Annotated in this window: 14 protein-coding genes; 4 read left to right on the forward strand and 10 right to left on the reverse strand. The window is 59.4% G+C overall.

Features of this window, described 5'->3' with window-relative positions; genetic code table 11:
- The first annotated feature begins 212 nt into the window (after positions 1–212).
- Positions 213–1,178, forward strand: coding sequence for an SDR family oxidoreductase (locus AC0L3D_RS00100; protein WP_287345163.1), 966 nt, complete (start codon positions 213–215; stop codon positions 1,176–1,178).
- A gap of 88 nt (positions 1,179–1,266) precedes the next feature.
- Complete coding sequence (locus AC0L3D_RS00105) at positions 1,267–2,979, forward strand: HAD family hydrolase (protein WP_236388341.1); 1,713 nt, start codon at positions 1,267–1,269, stop codon at positions 2,977–2,979.
- 162 nt (positions 2,980–3,141) lie between these two features.
- Here AC0L3D_RS00105 and AC0L3D_RS00110 read toward each other — a convergent pair whose 3' ends face one another.
- Both AC0L3D_RS00110 and AC0L3D_RS00115 read right to left on the reverse strand, forming a co-directional pair.
- Positions 3,142–3,588 (reverse strand): TIGR02588 family protein, encoded by a 447-nt coding sequence (locus tag AC0L3D_RS00110; protein ID WP_473642611.1) that lies wholly within the window; start codon positions 3,586–3,588, stop codon positions 3,142–3,144.
- Positions 3,585–4,373, reverse strand: coding sequence for a TIGR02587 family membrane protein (locus AC0L3D_RS00115; protein WP_473608460.1), 789 nt, complete (start codon positions 4,371–4,373; stop codon positions 3,585–3,587). Before AC0L3D_RS00115 ends, AC0L3D_RS00110 begins: the two co-directional genes overlap by 4 nt.
- A 254-nt stretch (positions 4,374–4,627) precedes the next feature.
- Here AC0L3D_RS00115 and AC0L3D_RS00120 point away from each other — a divergent pair, with 254 nt between their 5' ends.
- Positions 4,628–5,071: a PPC domain-containing DNA-binding protein gene (locus tag AC0L3D_RS00120; protein WP_473517948.1), complete on the forward strand. Its 444-nt coding sequence runs from the start codon at positions 4,628–4,630 to the stop codon at positions 5,069–5,071.
- A 510-nt stretch (positions 5,072–5,581) separates the two neighbouring features.
- Here AC0L3D_RS00120 and AC0L3D_RS00125 read toward each other — a convergent pair.
- From AC0L3D_RS00125 to AC0L3D_RS00155, 7 genes are all read right to left on the reverse strand, one after another.
- Entirely contained in the window at positions 5,582–7,144 is a 1,563-nt protein-coding gene (locus AC0L3D_RS00125) for an adenylate/guanylate cyclase domain-containing protein (RefSeq protein ID WP_023801351.1), read from the reverse strand.
- A gap of 25 nt (positions 7,145–7,169) precedes the next feature.
- A complete protein-coding gene (locus AC0L3D_RS00130; protein WP_031255744.1) occupies positions 7,170–7,541 on the reverse strand; it encodes a response regulator in 372 nt (123 codons plus the stop codon).
- A gap of 49 nt (positions 7,542–7,590) precedes the next feature.
- Positions 7,591–10,323 (reverse strand): hybrid sensor histidine kinase/response regulator, encoded by a 2,733-nt coding sequence (locus AC0L3D_RS00135; RefSeq protein WP_473629599.1) that lies wholly within the window; start codon positions 10,321–10,323, stop codon positions 7,591–7,593.
- On the reverse strand, positions 10,320–11,081 hold the full coding sequence (locus AC0L3D_RS00140) for a Tll0287-like domain-containing protein (RefSeq protein WP_473629598.1): 762 nt from the start codon (positions 11,079–11,081) through the stop codon (positions 10,320–10,322). The genes AC0L3D_RS00135 and AC0L3D_RS00140 overlap by 4 nt, the downstream gene beginning before the upstream one ends.
- 1,179 nt (positions 11,082–12,260) lie before the next feature.
- Complete coding sequence (locus tag AC0L3D_RS00145) at positions 12,261–13,535, reverse strand: DUF763 domain-containing protein (RefSeq protein ID WP_473629597.1); 1,275 nt, start codon at positions 13,533–13,535, stop codon at positions 12,261–12,263.
- Between the two features lie 148 nt (positions 13,536–13,683).
- On the reverse strand, positions 13,684–14,121 hold the full coding sequence (locus AC0L3D_RS00150; protein WP_128167985.1) for a GFA family protein: 438 nt from the start codon (positions 14,119–14,121) through the stop codon (positions 13,684–13,686).
- Between the two features lie 4 nt (positions 14,122–14,125).
- On the reverse strand, positions 14,126–14,764 hold the full coding sequence (locus AC0L3D_RS00155) for an alpha-ketoglutarate-dependent dioxygenase AlkB (RefSeq protein WP_473629596.1): 639 nt from the start codon (positions 14,762–14,764) through the stop codon (positions 14,126–14,128).
- Positions 14,765–14,902: 138 nt separating this feature from the next.
- Between AC0L3D_RS00155 and AC0L3D_RS00160 the strand changes: the two genes are divergently transcribed.
- A complete protein-coding gene (locus AC0L3D_RS00160) occupies positions 14,903–15,118 on the forward strand; it encodes a KTSC domain-containing protein (RefSeq protein WP_473629595.1) in 216 nt (71 codons plus the stop codon).
- A 79-nt stretch (positions 15,119–15,197) separates the two neighbouring features.
- Here the strand turns inward: AC0L3D_RS00160 and AC0L3D_RS00165 are convergent, their stop codons facing one another.
- Complete coding sequence (locus AC0L3D_RS00165) at positions 15,198–15,413, reverse strand: hypothetical protein (protein ID WP_473629594.1); 216 nt, start codon at positions 15,411–15,413, stop codon at positions 15,198–15,200.
- Positions 15,414–15,511: the final 98 nt, after the last annotated feature.

Below are 15,511 nucleotides of genomic sequence, written 5' to 3' on the forward strand. Positions count from 1 at the left end.
CAGGCTCGGAATACCTTCTGCTTGGCCAGCGCGCCTTCAGGTTTTCGGACACCGCTTGTGCCCAAACGTCCGGCCGCGTCATTCGTTGCCAGTTGCGCAGTACACGCCGTCGATTTCCTGGCGTTTGGATTCGTTGCCGAAGGAATGACGCCGTCGCGTAAACTTTTTCGCCGGACATGCGTTGTTCGTTCTCCAAGCCAAGGAGACAGCAGATGAAATCGGAAATCGCCGGCGAGGCCGCCAAGCAACGCCACATCCAGCGCGGCATCGACGCCAAGGACAAAACGAAGGGCAACGGCAAGCAACAAGGCGCCATGCAGGCCGGAGCACGCAAATATCCCGAGCCGCCCTTTCCCGAGCAGCACCAGCCGAAGCCAGGGCATGAATGGGCGATAGAGCCGGCGCCGCTTTACGACGCGCCATTCTATATCGGATCAAAAAAGCTGGACGGCAAAGTGGCCGTGATCACCGGCGGCGATTCCGGCATCGGCCGAGCCGTGGCCGTGCTCTATGCGCGCGAAGGCGCCGATGTGGCAATCGTCTATCTGTGCGAGGACAAGGATGCTGAAGAAACGAAGAGGGCCGTCGAAGCCGAGGGCCGGCGCTGCACGCTGGTCAAGGCCGACGTCAGCGAACGCGACCACTGCCACAAGGCTGTGACTAAGGTGGTGAAGGAATTTGGCCGGATCGACGTGCTGGTCAACAACGCCGCTTTCCAGGTCCATTCCAGCGACTTCAGTGAGCTGACCGAGGAGCATTTCGACACGACGCTGAAGACCAACCTCTACGGCTATTTCCACATGGCGCAGGAGGCCGTTCCGCATATGAAGCCTGGTTCGGCGATCATCAACAGCGGCTCCATAACCGGCATCGAGGGCTCGAAGCAGCTGGTCGACTATTCGATGACCAAGGGCGGCATTCATGCCTTCACGCGCGCGCTGTCCGGCAACCTCATCGAAAAGGGAATTCGGGTCAACTGCGTGGCGCCAGGCCCGGTGTGGACCCCGCTCAACCCGTCGGACAAGCAAGCCGGCGACGTCTCGAAATTTGGCGCAGACACGCCGATGAAACGGCCGGCGCAACCGGAGGAAATCGCGCCGGCCTATGTGTTCCTCGCCTCGCCGCATTGTTCAAGCTACATCACCGGCGAGATATTGCCGATCATCGGCGGCTACTGAGAACGTGTCGCCCGCACTGCCTCGATCATCGTGGACCTCTCGCCTGTGGCGGAGGTAGCGGCGATCTCAGATATGAAATGGTCGACAGATGTATTTCATTGCCTTGGCGACGGACTATGACGGCACGCTGGCGCACGATGGGATCGTAGTCGAAAAGACGCTTGCAGCCCTCGAACGGTTCAAGAAAAGTGGCCGCAAGCTCATCCTCGTCACTGGCCGCGAACTGCCCGACCTCAAGCGGGTTTTTCCCGAACTCGGCGTGTTCGACAAGGTCGTCGCCGAAAATGGGGCGTTGATCTACACGCCTGCCAGCGAGGAAGAACGTGCGATCTCACCGGCGCCGGCGCCGAAATTTGTCGCCAGTTTGAAGAAACGCGGCGTCAAGCCGCTTTCAGTCGGACGGTCGATCGTCGCGACCTGGGAACCACACCAGGCAACAGTTCTTGAGGTCATCAAGGAACTCGGGCTGGAGCTGGAAATCATCTTCAACAAGGGCGCGGTGATGGTGCTGCCCACCGGCATCAACAAGGCAGCCGGGCTGGCAGCCGCACTTGAGGACCTCAAGCTGTCGCCACACAATGTGGTCGGTATTGGCGATGCTGAAAACGATCATGCGTTCCTGCGGGCCTGCGGCTGCAGCGTCGCTGTCGAGAACGCCCTTGCGGCGGTCAAGGATACAGCGGATCTTGTAACGCGCGGCGCACGTGGAAAGGGCGTCGAGGAACTGATCGAAAAGCTGGTAAAGCGTGATCGGGAATTTGTCCGAAAAGGCCGTGACGGCATCCTTCTCGGTTCGGTCGGCGGCGACGAAGTCTATCTGACGCCGACCGACACGGTTCTGATCGCCGGAAGCTCCGGCATCGGCAAATCCACCTTGGCCACCGCGCTGACGGAACGCTTCGTCGAGAACGGATTTCAATTCTGCGTTTTCGATCCGGAAGGCGACTATGATGGCCTCGAAGGCGCCGTCCGGGTAGGCGATGCCTCAAGCGAACCGACAAAGGCACAAGTGCTCGACCTGATCGAAAAGCCCGACACCAATGTGGTCGTCAACGGGCTGGCGTTGCGGGTCAACGAGCGACCAGGCTTCTTTGCCGACCTGCTCCCCGGTCTTGGCAATTTCCGCTACCGTACGGCGAGGCCGCATTGGCTGGTCATCGACGAGGCGCATCATCTTCTGCCCAAGAGGCGCGACGACACGCGCGCCATCCTGTCGTTGGAATTGCCGGGCACTGTCCTGATCACCGTTCATCCGGAAGCGATCTCGACCGACGCCCTGCGTCTGGTCACTGCCGTCATTGCGCTCGGTCCCAAGGCCAAGAATGTCATCAAGGCCTTTTGTCAGGAGACGGACACCAAGCCGCCAAAGGATATTCCCTCGCCAAAAGGCGAGCGTGTGCTGTTCTGGCGGCCGCAAGCCCGCAAGAAAATTGCCATGGTCAAAGCGATCGAGCCGCGCCAGTCGCTCAAGCGTCACAGCCGCAAATATGCAGAAGGTCAACTCGACGAGGCCGGCAGCTTCTATTTCAGAGGTCCCGACAACGCGATGAACCTCCGGGCCCACAACCTGATGATCTTCGCTCAGATTGCCGAGGGCATCGACGACAGAACCTGGGAGCATCACCTGCGCGCCGGCGACTATTCCGAATGGTTTCGCCGACAGATCAGGGACAAGGATCTGGCGCGCGAGACCGCCGAGGCGGAAAAGGACGAAATGCTCTCGGCGCAGGAAAGCCGCAAGCACGTTCTGGATGCGGTGCGTCGCCGTTATACGGCTCCTGCCACCGCCCCGGAGGAATAGAGAGGAATAGGGTGCGAAAGGATCGCCCACGCACATCATTCTCGGAGGCACCGGCCGTGTTGGTTCTCTGCAGCCATGTCGCTTTTACAGCAGGGCGAAGCAGTGGCCGGTTGACCGCGTCATCCACGCCGAGTTCCCTTTCATCCATGGCGTTTTGACTGGTCAGGGTTCACTATATCCAATGGCAAAGAGGCGCAGGTCATAGGCCTCGGGATCGCGACGAAAGATCAACGCGCCCTTCCGTTGGGAATTCTGTGGGACATAGTCGAGCGTAGCGCTGCTATCCTCGACGACCTCATCGCCGTTGCGGAGCTCACCTTTGATCTCGACAGCAGCAACTGATTTCCCCGCCCTGTTTGCAGCGGCGAACTCGACCACGTAGCCCCCCTCGGTGACCGCGACCGCGAGTGGCACCACAACGATCCGGGCGGTCCCATCGCGCGTGCTCACGCCATCGACGACAAGATAACCGAGCACGGCAAGCAGGACTACGGAGCTTATGCCCGCCACGACCCACTCCGTGACCGAAGTCCCGGGTTTGCGTGTCTTTGCTTTGTTGTCGGACTGCTGCTTCTCTTGCTTGTCGCCTTTTGCGGGGTTCCTTGTCACAGAATGAGCCTCGCAACCGCCGCCCCGAGCGCGCCAGGAAACGACAGAACCACGACTGCACTGAGTGTCTCCGAAAAGCCGGCGCCATCGGTCCTGCCGAAGGTCCACAAGATGTAGAGGTTCACAAGCATCACCAGGACATAGCCGACGATCGCATAGCGAAAGAAGATGCTGACGAATCCAGCGCCTGGCTCGGGACTGTGCGAGCCGCGGAATTCGAACTCATAGACGAAGGCGTGCATGAGAGCGAGGGTGACCACCACCAGGGCGATTTCCTGCCAGGGCTCCATCTTGTAGGCGATGAGGACGACCTCTTCCGTCGGTGCGATGTTCACCGATAGAAACAGCGCTCCGACCACCATCAGGAACAGCTCTCCGGTGTAGCCGGGCTCGGGAATGTCCTCCTCCTCCAACAAACTCGGGCCGAGCTGAGCGCGTGCCAAGGATGCCCCGAGACTGCCTGGGACAATTTGCACCGCAATTTTGCCAATCACCTCCCGCAGCGGCATTTCGGCGGTCACGATGCCGAAAATAAACAACACCGCCGTAGCCGCCACAGCGGCCACAAGTATCGCCACAAAAGCATCGGCGATGCGGTCGCGCAGCGCCACCGTGTGGCGAAAGCCTCCGTACTTGTGCAGCAGCACCAGCATTGGCAAAGTGACAGCGAGGAACAGGGCGAGCCGCAGTGGGTGAAGGTGAAAGCCCAGCGCCCAGGCCTCCATGGTCATCAGCACCGGGGCGGCGAAGATCAACGCTCCGGCAAAGGCACGGCCAAGACCAATCCAGAACTCACGCGGCGTTAGCGCATGCCTGACGATGATCTCGGTTGGGGCCACGTCCGCTCCTCAGAGATAGCCTGCGGGGAACAATGTTTCCTGGACAATCTTGTTCCGCACCTCTGCATCTTCGCCACAGCCGAACGGCGCTGCGATGTTCAAAGCCAAGCCAAACCTGTTGGGAACTCGCGAGCCAGCTTTCCGTTCAACCTCTCGATCGAATGACAACCCAAAGCCGACACAGCGTCTGGAGTGAAATCATGAAATCGCAGCTCGTCGCCGAAAGCGCCGGACAAAGGACGTTCGTGGTGGTGCTTGATCCCGGAGAGGAAGCGTTCGCGGCGCTCACATCTTTCGCTGTCGATCACGATATTGGCGGTGCCTCGCTGACCGCGCTCGGCGCCTTCGAAAAGGCGACTGTCGGCTGGTTCGACATCGAGGAAAAAACTTATCGGAAAATCCCGGTGCTAGAACAGTGCGAGGTGCTCAGCGCGATCGGCGACGTTGCGATCGGCGACGACGGCAAGCCCAGCCTTCACGTCCATGCGGTGCTCGGATTGCGCGACGGCAGCACGAAGGGCGGACATCTGCTCGATGGCATTGTTCGGCCTACACTCGAAGTCACTTTGGTGGAAACGCCTGGTCATCTGCGCCGCAGAAAACGTCCGGAACTCGGCATCGCCTTGATCGATCTCGATGCCTGAAGCCAAGCGCGGATCAGGCTAGTGGTGAAAACCTGACGCTTGGTCCCCGAGGTTAGACAACCGCTTTGGGTGGGAAGCCGTAGTTCGTTTAGCCTCCTGAACGAGCAGAGAGCGCCATAATCGGAGTTGCGCGGCCATCGCTATGGAGGTCGCGTCTCGGACACGTTCCGGACGTATGGTGCCACATAGAATCAGCACCCGTGTCGCGATAGCTCTGGCGTTATTCTCGACCATCACAGATGGATGAACTTCCGCTTGGAGATGCGGCGGAAGCACAGAAAGCCCGTCTCGACATAGGCCTCCAGTCTCGCCAGCAACCCATGACCTAAATTCGATATGGATGGGACGGGTGGTGGTAGCCAAGTCCGCCGAGCCTAACCCGATCATGCTGATGATGACACGGACGCTGGTTAATCTGCTCTTCGATTCGCGAATGCTATGGTAGTGATAGCCTCTCAACGCCGGTGCCGTAAGCTACTCGCTTACGCGTCGCTTTGAGGAAATCAGACATCAGTGTCGAACGAGATAGGTTTCCATCGTGCCGACGCCTCTCAGTTCCACAGTGCAGCGCGGTTCTAGCTCCCAAGAGTCGTGCAAAGCGCGTCTGGTTGCCTCCGAGATTTGCATGCGGTCGGCTACGCCCTGGGATTCGAGCCGGCTTGCGATGTTCACGGTTTCGCCCCAGACATCATAGACGAACCGATGTCGGCCGATCAGACCGGCGATCACCGGTCCGGTGTGTACGCCGATTCGGACGCGAAAACTATCGCTGCCCGACGCCAAGAGCCTCAACGAGTCCAGCATGGACTTTCCCAGCGCCACGGTCCTGTCGGCGTGATCGGCCGCCGGCTCCGGAAGACCACAAGCGGCCATATACGCGTCTCCGATTGTCTTGATCTTCTCCACGGAATGCTTCTCCGCCAGCGCGTCGAACATGCTGAACATCCGGTCGAGGCGCTTGATAAGGTCGGATGCCGGCAATTTCGCTGCGATAGGCGAGAATCCGACAATATCGGCAAAAAGGATGGTCACTTCCTCGAACCGGTCCGCAATGATCTCCTCGCCCCCTTGTAGCCGCGCAACGATTTGACCGGGCAGGACGGCATGTAGAAGCGAGTCGGCCCGCCGCTTTTCCGCCTCTATCCGCTGAAGATACTGGTGCTCGCGGTCGCGCCAACGCTTTTTCTCCAGACTGGAGTTGATCCGGGCGCGCAACAGGACCGGATTGAATGGTTTAAGCAAGTAGTCGTCGGCTCCCGCCTCGATGCAGCGGACCACGGCGTCGACTTCGTTCAGCCCCGAGATCATAATGACCGGGATGTGCCGCCACCGGCGCTCAGCTTTCAATCGCGAGAGCACCTCGATGCCGTTCATGTCCGGCATCAGTATGTCCAACAGAACAAGGTCGAATTCATATTCCGCAAGGCGGGTCAGCGCGGACAGGCCTGACTCGGCAGTGACTACCTGATGACCGTCGTGCAGCAAGCGGCGCGAGAGAAGATCGCGGTTACTGCCGATGTCGTCGACGACAAGTATTCTACCGCTGCGTCCTGAGAATGCATCGTGCTCCGTCTTGCCGAGCGCCCTTTCAAGCCCTGCTGCATCGATCTCTGCCTGATCCGTCGTCCACAGCGCTTCGTTGTCGCTGGCGCGCGATAGGCCGGCAATTGCATCGACATGCGCCAACAGCTCGGCCGCAGCCGCGAGCATCACCCTGACATCTTCGTCCAATGCGTGTTCGTGCAATTCTTCGGCTTCTTCAAGGATCATTTCGGAGTAGCCGATAATCGCGTTGAGTGGTGTTCGCAAATCGTGGCGCAGTTTCGCCTCGATCTCGCGCCCTGCATGGTCCGGACAGTCGGCTTTGCCATGGATCAAGCTGTCGATGAGGCTGTTCAATTGCCGGGCAGCGGCGCCGACCCTCTCAAGATCTGGAGTGATGTGCACCAGACTATGGTTCTGCACCTGTTCTAGCAGCAGTTCCTGAAATCCCGAGATTGCCCGTGCCGGTCCAGCAAGCCGCTGCGCCAGATGGGCGGCTATTGCGTGGCGTTGGAACTCGTTGGCAGTCATGTCTCCAATCCGCCGACTCGGCGGCTCACGGATTTGCGGCAAGCAATTGTTCGATTTTCTGGACAAGCCTCGGCAGGTCCACCGGCTTGCTGTCGTAGTCATCGCAGCCGGCCTCAAGCGCCAATTCCCGATCGCTGGTCATAGCATGCGCAGAAAGCGCGATTATAGGGATCCCCGAGGTGGCCGGATCAGCCTTGATCCGCCGTGTCGCCTCCCATCCGTCCATCACGGGCAGGCTCATATCCATAAGGATCAGATCCGGTCTTTCCGAAATGGTTAGTTCCACGCCGGATTGTCCGTTTTCCGCAATAAGCACTTCGAACCCACGCCGCGACAACCGCCGCGAGAGCATGTCGCGATTCATTTCGTTGTCTTCCACCAGAAGGATTCTCGTCATCTTCGGCCTCTTCTAACGATGGGTCAACGAACTGAGATGCCGGGCCAACCTACTCGGCCGCGGAAATCTGGCGTTCGAGCGCCTTGACCAATTGAGACCTGCTGTTCGCGCCCTTGGTCACAACGGCAACCGCCCTATCGCGGAGCCATTCGAGCTCGTTCATCGACAGATCTTTCGAGGTAACTACGACCACCGGAATGTTCTGCAGTTCGGGCGTCTGCTGCATCTCACTCAATGTCTGAAACCCGTCCATTTCAGGCATCAGCAGATCAAGCACCACCAGGCGCGGCAACAACCGTTTCATCAGGCCAAGTCCGCGCGCGCCGTCGCTTGCCTCGTGAACCCGCCAATCCTTCTTGATCAGGATACGCCGAAGGAAATCGCGGGAAGCTTGGTCGTCATCAATTACAAGCACATCGCGGTTGCCACCGCCGCAAGCCTCAATTGTTTGAATCAGCTTCTCGGTGTCGATCGGCTTCGTCAGGTATTCAACCGCCCCGAGTGAGAGGCCGAGTTCGCGATCTGCAAGTATCGTCGCAAGGATCACAGGAATCTCGCAAAGCTCCCTATCGTTCTTCAGAGATCGCAGCACTGACCAGCCGTCCTGATGCGGCATGATGATGTCGAGAATGATCGCCGCGGGGCGATGCGCTCGAGCAGCGGCTATTCCTTCCTCGCCGCTTGCTGCTTCGAACGATGCCAGTCCCGCCTCCGCCAAGGCCCTGGCGATGACGGTTCGGGCGGCTGGTTCATCATCTATGATCAGAACCGCCTTGTCTCGTGACGGCAACGGCACAGCTTCGGAGGGGTGTTGCTCGCCAGATTCTTTTTTGAACTCGGCTGGAATCTCCATTGTGAAGGTCGAGCCTTTTCCGAGTTCGCTCTCGACCTTTACAACGCCTCCGATCATTCGGCTAAAACTCCGGGTTATGCTGAGGCCAAGCCCCGTTCCGCCATAGTTGCGAGTGGTGGATGCGTCCGCCTGCGTGAAAGCGTCGAAGAGCCGTTCCTGCTGCTCCGGCGTCATCCCGATCCCGGTGTCGGACACTTTGAATATCAGCCAATCGCCCTTTGGTCGTCTGTCGCGACGCACCGTGAGTGTTACACGACCCCCTTCGGTAAACTTGGCGGCGTTGCTGAGCAGGTTAAACAGGTTCTGACGCAACTTCGTCTGATCCGAATGCATTTTCCCGAGGTCGTCGTCGAGGTCCAGTACGAAACCGTTTCGGTTTTTCGCCATCAGAGGCGCGACTGTGGCCTGGACGTCGCGCATCAAATCGGCGACGACGAACGTTTCCAAGAAAATTTCCATCTTGTTCGCCTCGATCTTTGACAAGTCGAGGATGTCGTTGATGAGCGCCAGGAGATGGCGACCAGCCGCGGCGATCTTCTCCAGTTCCGGAACGAATTCCACCATGTGCTGGTCGCTCGCATCTTCGATCAGCATCTCGCTGTAGCCAATAATCGCGTTCAGCGGCGTACGCAGTTCGTGGCTGACGGATGCGACGAAGCGGCTCTTGGCTTCATTCGTCGATTCAGCACGGCTCTTGGCGCGCTCGAGTTCGTCTTGTCTCTGTTTCAATTCCGTGATGTCGGTGTAAACGGCGACCGCGCCGCCGTCAGGCGTTTTTCGCCTGCTTACGCGAACCCATCTGTCGCCGAAGCGATCCTCACAGACGAAGCCCGCCGGGTCCTTGTGGATGTGTAACCGCTGGGCAATCCACTCCTCCGGCGACGCGCCCGCAAGGTCGACTTGCCCGCCCGCCAGGCGTTGCTCCAAGATTTCTTGAAAGCTTTGCCCAGGAAGAGAAGCTCGCGCATGGTCAGGGAAGAATTCGCAAAATTTGCTGTTGGCCAGGATGACCCTGTCCTGCGGATCGAATAGGACAAATCCGTCAGAAATTGCCTCAAGCGCCGCTGCTATCGTCCGTCTTTGCTGCTCCGCCTCGTCTTCCAGTCGTTTCTTTTCAATCGCGCCCGCGCGAAAAAGTCGAAGCGTCCGCGACATTGCGCCGAGTTCGTCGCCTCCCTCAATCGGTATTTCAATATCGTAGCGTCCTTGCGTCAGTTCGCCGATGACCCGGTTCAGCCGCCGTAACGGGCCAATGATCGAGCGAAGAACAAGGATTGTAAGAAGCGACCCAATCAACAGCACGATGACCACCAGAATGGCAGCGGTAGTCGCGGTTTTCTGGGCTAGCCTTACAGCCTCGTTGCGAGCAGCTTCTGCCTCGGCGCTCACTTCCTCGACAAGTTCGTTAAGGGCGGCATCGACATTCGTGCTGTGGGTTCGCGCCTCCGCCAGGAGAGCGTTTCCAATGATGCGGTTATCCTGAGTATAGCTGTCCGCCGCCTCTAGTGCCCTTTTGACATAGTCATCGATCTCGACACGGATTTCCCTCACTGCATCGGGGGATGATTTCGAAAGGCCGTCCAGTTGGTCCAGCAGTCGCTCACGCGCCTGCTCGGCATTCCGCTGGGAGTTCATTAGCAAGCTGACCGACAAATCGGTGAGCCAGTATCGCAATTCGCCGAAGGTCACGTGCGCCGCAGCCGCATTCGCCGCGAGATCGAACAATGCCTTAGTGTCTGCGGTGCGGTCGGCACTGCGATAAAGCGCCTGCGTGAGAAGGATGGAAGATACGATGAGACTAATGAGGCCGGCCGCTGTCAGTGCAGCTACGCGGGCCGCGATCGGCAGACTGGCAAGGCGACGTCCCAGGGATTTCGACGGCGCCGGTATGGCTTCCACCTCGTGGGGTGTCTGTTCCAGGACGCTCATTTGAACAAGACGATGCTGATTGCGCCCCCCAAATCGCCGGCTTTTCCGCCCTCCTTGGGATATCCAGTTATGTCGATCTCGCCCTTCGGCTCGCCGTGGCAGGAAAGGCACGACTCCGTATAGTATTCGGGCAGGAGCATTCGAAATGCCGGGCGTCCCTCCACCTCGGTCACATCCGTGTAGGCTTCGCCCTTTGCTCTCTTCGGATCTGAAAAGACGCTTACGATGATGCTGGCTTCCCAAGCGTCCGGAAGAGATTTGCGGTTGCGCACGAGTTGCTCGGGCGCTGTCACGCGCACCAGAGCTTCGTTGCCAACCTTGGCGGCGAATTTCTCATTCAACAGACGCGCGAAAACGGCCGGCACGAAGCCCTTGAACCCGATCCCAGCGCGGTTGATGTCATCTTGCTGCTCGTCCACCACCTCCCGCATAGCCCCAATCTGGGCCTCAAGCAGACGCCGGTCGCGATTGGTCAATTCGCCGGAAAACGGGTCCTGGCCGGTGTTTTTTGAGTAAACGGCGATGGCCTCGCTCGCAAACCGCTCGCTGTCGAGGTGCTTGTCGCCAAGTGCTGGATCGTTGATTAGTGTCTGATAGTTGGAGACAACGCTTCGCCCCGCGCGAAGCAATTCCGCAAGTCGGATTCCCATCGCGACATCTTCAGTATCTCCCGCTCCCATGGCAGCCGACGCGAGGAAAGCGCAACCGACAAGAGCAGCGCCAATGCTTCTCCGCGTCAAGGTTGAAAGGGCGAACATCTCTCCATCCCGTCGAAGGAAGCCAAACAAAAAGTATAGCACGACGCAGGCCGATAGCGTAGCGACAAACGCCCATGCGCAAGCGGTGAGAGAAGGAACGAAGCATCCGCCGCCGCTCCGAAGCGGCCCTGGCCCGCAAACCCGTTTTTGCCGAACGTCTCTTGACCACCCTGGGTGGAGCACCGAGAGGTTAGCGGTGGATTTGTCAAGCTTGCCTTTAAAATATAGCTTGCTAAAGCTAGAAAATTAGCTTTGAAATATATATTAGTTGTGTTCGAGCGCAACCTCACGCACCGTAAACTTAGCATAGCAATTGTTTGTAGAAGAAGATGATGGTTCTGGCCTTATGTTGTCGGCCGGCACAACCTATGCATGTCATCTTGATCGCTTGATGAACCATCATCGCTGAAAGGAAACAGAACTATGTTACGAAAAACAATCAGCATTTCAACCCTCGCCGGCGCGGTTGCAGTCGCTGCCGCCGCGGTGCGCCCAGCCGGACGAGACCGATAAGTTCGGAATTGAGACGAGTCAGACGCTACGTAACCGGTCCTTCTCGCGGTGAATACCGCCAGTGCCGTTCCGTGCCGTGTGTTCGAGCCGATGATTAAGATGACTTCGATGTGGACGAGTTTTCATAATGGCACCATTGGCTACATTCGCGGATGGTTCCGCCTTCGCGCCGAGCGAAAAGCTATGTGGATGATAACGGACGGGTTGAGCCGGTCACCGGATGACATTCTTAACGACATTGGTATCTCGCGCGACGAAATCACGTGCGCTTTGTCAAAGCGTCCCAATCCGAGTTCCGGGTCGGGTCGGAATGCGGCCGGCCCATGATTTGTCCAGCCCACAGTATCTGCCATGTCGCATGCCAAGGTCTCATTGTCCCCGCGGCGGCGAGTCGAACCGACCCCGAGTGATCACGGCGCTGGCCGATCGGTTACCTGCTCGCAGATCGTGATTCAGTGGCTCGTCGCTCCACGACTGCGCAACAATGACAGCATTCACCCCCTGTGCGGACGTTGAAGCGCGATGTCAGGAAGGTCGTTAACGGGTCAAGGCTTCCCTTCAATTTCTCCGACAGAAGGGCAGAGAAGGGTCGAAATCGGTATTTCGTTTTGGGTATCAAGCGTCAGATTTTCACCACTTGGTCCGCTGAATTGCGATCCGGGCCGACTATCCCTTTTGTTTGTTTTGCTTGGCATCCGCGGGCGCCTCGGGTGCGGCGTTCCAGCCGAACACGCTGCGGCCGCCGAGCAGATGCGACTGATCGAACTCTCCGGCAACGATTTCCTTCAGGCTAGGGCCAGTGACATAGCGTTCGACCTGCCGCGACTGGTCGTCGAGCCGCTTCAAGGCACCGATTTCTTCGTCGCGACCGAGCCTGGCCTTGTGGACGGCCGACTTCAGCACGCCGATCGTCTCGTCATAGACCTTCAGCGGCACGGGGAATGGATGCCTGTCCTTGCCGCCATGTGCCAGCGAGAAGCGCCCGGGATCGGAAAACCGGCATGGCGCGCCATGCAGCACCTCGGCCACCAGCGCCAGCGCCCGCACCGTGCGTGCACCGACGCCGGGGACCAGGAGAAGTTCGGAGAAATCGGCGGGGCCACGCTCGGCAGCCGCCGCCATGTTGCCATGAAGACGACGCATGACGACATCGGTTTCGCGAACGTCGTGGTGCGCCGGCATGACCAGGTGCGGCAGCATTGGCTGGTCGGGCTCCGGTGCGGCAGCCACGTCACGTTCGAGCGCGGCGAACTCCCTCAGAATGCGATCCGGTCCGAGGTCCTGCAGGAGATCCAACTGTCCCTTGCGCGAGGCATCGGCCCGGCGGTCCGTCAGGTTGACGATCTCGCCCTGGTTGGCGCCTTCGATGGCGGCATGCGGCTGGTCGACAAAACTCTTCAGGCCTTCGGACAGCCAGTGGTAGCGACGCGCCACCTTGCTGTCGCCGTTCATGCCCTGCTGTACCACGACCCAGTCGCCGTCATCGGTGACGATAAAGCCATGCAGATAAAGGTCGAAGCCGTCCTGGACGGCGGCGCTGTCAACCTTGGCGACAAGCCGGCTGGCCGTCGCCAGGCCTGTTCCGTCGAAGCCGACGCGCTCGCCGATGACGGCAAGCTCATGCGGGGTCTTGCGCGAATGCGCGCCGCGGCCGCCGCACACGTGAATACCGAGTTCGCCGGAAAGCGGAGCCAAACCACGTTTCAGGGCGCCGATGACGCTGGTGGTGATGCCGGAGGAATGCCAGTCCATTCCCATGACGGCGCCAAACGACTGGAACCAGAAGGGATGCGCCAGCCGGCGCAGCAGCTCCTCGCGACCGTAATGGTGAATGATCGCCTCGCACATGACCGCGCCAAGGCGCGTCATACGGTCGCCGAGCCATTTCGGCACGCGTCCGCCATGAAGTGGAAGGTCTGCGCTTCCCGATCGTTGTGCCAAATTTTTGCCTGTTTCGACCTATGCCTTGCGCTCAACAGATAGTACCGAAAGCGGCGTGAAGAAGCGATGATGCCGGTTCGTTTGGATTACAAACTGATCGCAATTCAATTCAGCTGGGCCACTCGGGTCCCATCGGCGGCGTTGCCGGTTACCGGTCGGCCGGATTTCCGACCGCCGGATCGCGCCGCCTTGAATATCTTCCCACACGCGGCAGATCGTCGCCAAATTCCACCCACGGCAGCTTCATGTCCCAATAGGCATGAGCCTGCGGCGCAAAGCGCTCGGGGTGGTCGAAGAAGCCGATCGTCAGATAAAGTTCCTCGGGAAGCCCCTGGTCGAAGTAGGCTATGGATGTCCCGCAATCGGCGCAGAAGGTGCGGAGCACGCCTCGAGTCCTTGAGAATTTTTTTGGCGCGCCGGTGAGCAATCTGAATTGGGCCGGCCGATAGCCGACCCAGACGGTCAGTGGGCTGCCTATCGCCTTGCGACAATCGTCATCGTGATCAGAGCAGATCCAGAACGGGTCGCCGTGCATCTCAGCACTTATCGAACCGCAAAAACAGGAGCCAGTCTCAATCCTGGTCATCGAACTATCCTTCTGATCGAGACGGCCGTTGCGGGTGCACGGTCCGCAGGGTGATCGAATAGCGGTGCGCGGAAACCGGCGGGATGCTGTGTTGCCATTCGGTGCGCGCCAGGCCCGTCATCAGGTAAGCCGACCTTGGCTCGAGGGTGACGGTCACGCGAGCCCATCTCGTGCCGTTCTTCCGGCGGAGCCGAAAGCTGCATGGCGCAAGAAGAGAAACGCCGGCCACGGCATCGAACTGCGGCTTGTCGCGATGCCAGCCGATACCCGCGCCGGGCCGATACTCGTTGATCAAGACGTGCGCGAAAGCATCGGCGGGCAGCCGCGCAAATGCCGCCACCTTGTCCCTGAGCGGCATCAGAAAAGCAGGGATCGGCGGCGCCTCGACCACCTTGCGTTGGTCAAAATCGTAGCGCAGGCCAAAACCGGCGACGCGGCGGTTTGCGAGATGGCCATGAAAGTCGAAAGGCTGGAAGGCGAGACTTTCGAGCTGCCGCACCAGTTCAGCCTCGTCCTCCGCCGTGATCAGTTCCGGCCGGTAGAGAAATCCTTCCGGCAGATCGTCACGTGCGTGAAAGTCAGGCGCGCGAAACAGGTCGCCTTGGCCAGCGGTTTGCGGCTGCCTTGTTTTGAGCGATGGCATCAACCCTAATTGGTGGGCCGGCCGCTGGCGGCAAGGCCTTGGAGGCAACGGGCCGGCCGGATCATCGCCTCCACGTGCGCGAGACGGAACCCGGATTGCCGGGGCGGGTTATTGCCCAGGCGAGTCGAGTGGTGGGAAATGCCTTCAACTGTTATCCAAAGCATCAATTACGACCCGGCGACGAGGACCCTCTCCGTATGGTTTGTCCCAAGCGGAAATCGCTACGATTTCAACGACGTGCTGCCGCAAACTTATGCGGCATTCCGCAAGGCCTGGTCAAAAGGCCGGTTCTTCAACGCTTTCATTCGAGACCGGTATAGCTACCATCTGGTCGAGCAGAGCCAGTCGGGATGAAACCCGGTGCCTTGTCGTCAGAAATTCATCCGGAAAAGGAACGCATGCCCTCACAGAATCCAGTCGGCCTGCCCGATTCTCATTGCGCCGGCGGCGTGCCGGGTTGATCGCCGCCCGTGGTCGTCTTCGGCGTCGGATCGTTGTCGACCTCGGGATTTTGGTCGACGGTGTTGGTGTTGCTCTGGGTCGGTTCAGTGCTGCTGGTGCTGCCCTGTGTCGGCTCGGCCTCGTTGCTGCAACCCGCCAAAGCCAGAGCCGCCAAAAATAATAGGCTCGTCAGCGACAGTCTCGTCATGGCCAACCGCTCCCTTCCTGCTCGACAACGGCGTGGTGGTGAATTTGGTTGCAGCGGAATGGCTTGTCTGTTGGCCCAGGACCCCTCTGATCACCGCC

The organism is Mesorhizobium sp. WSM4837 (genome assembly GCF_055811435.1).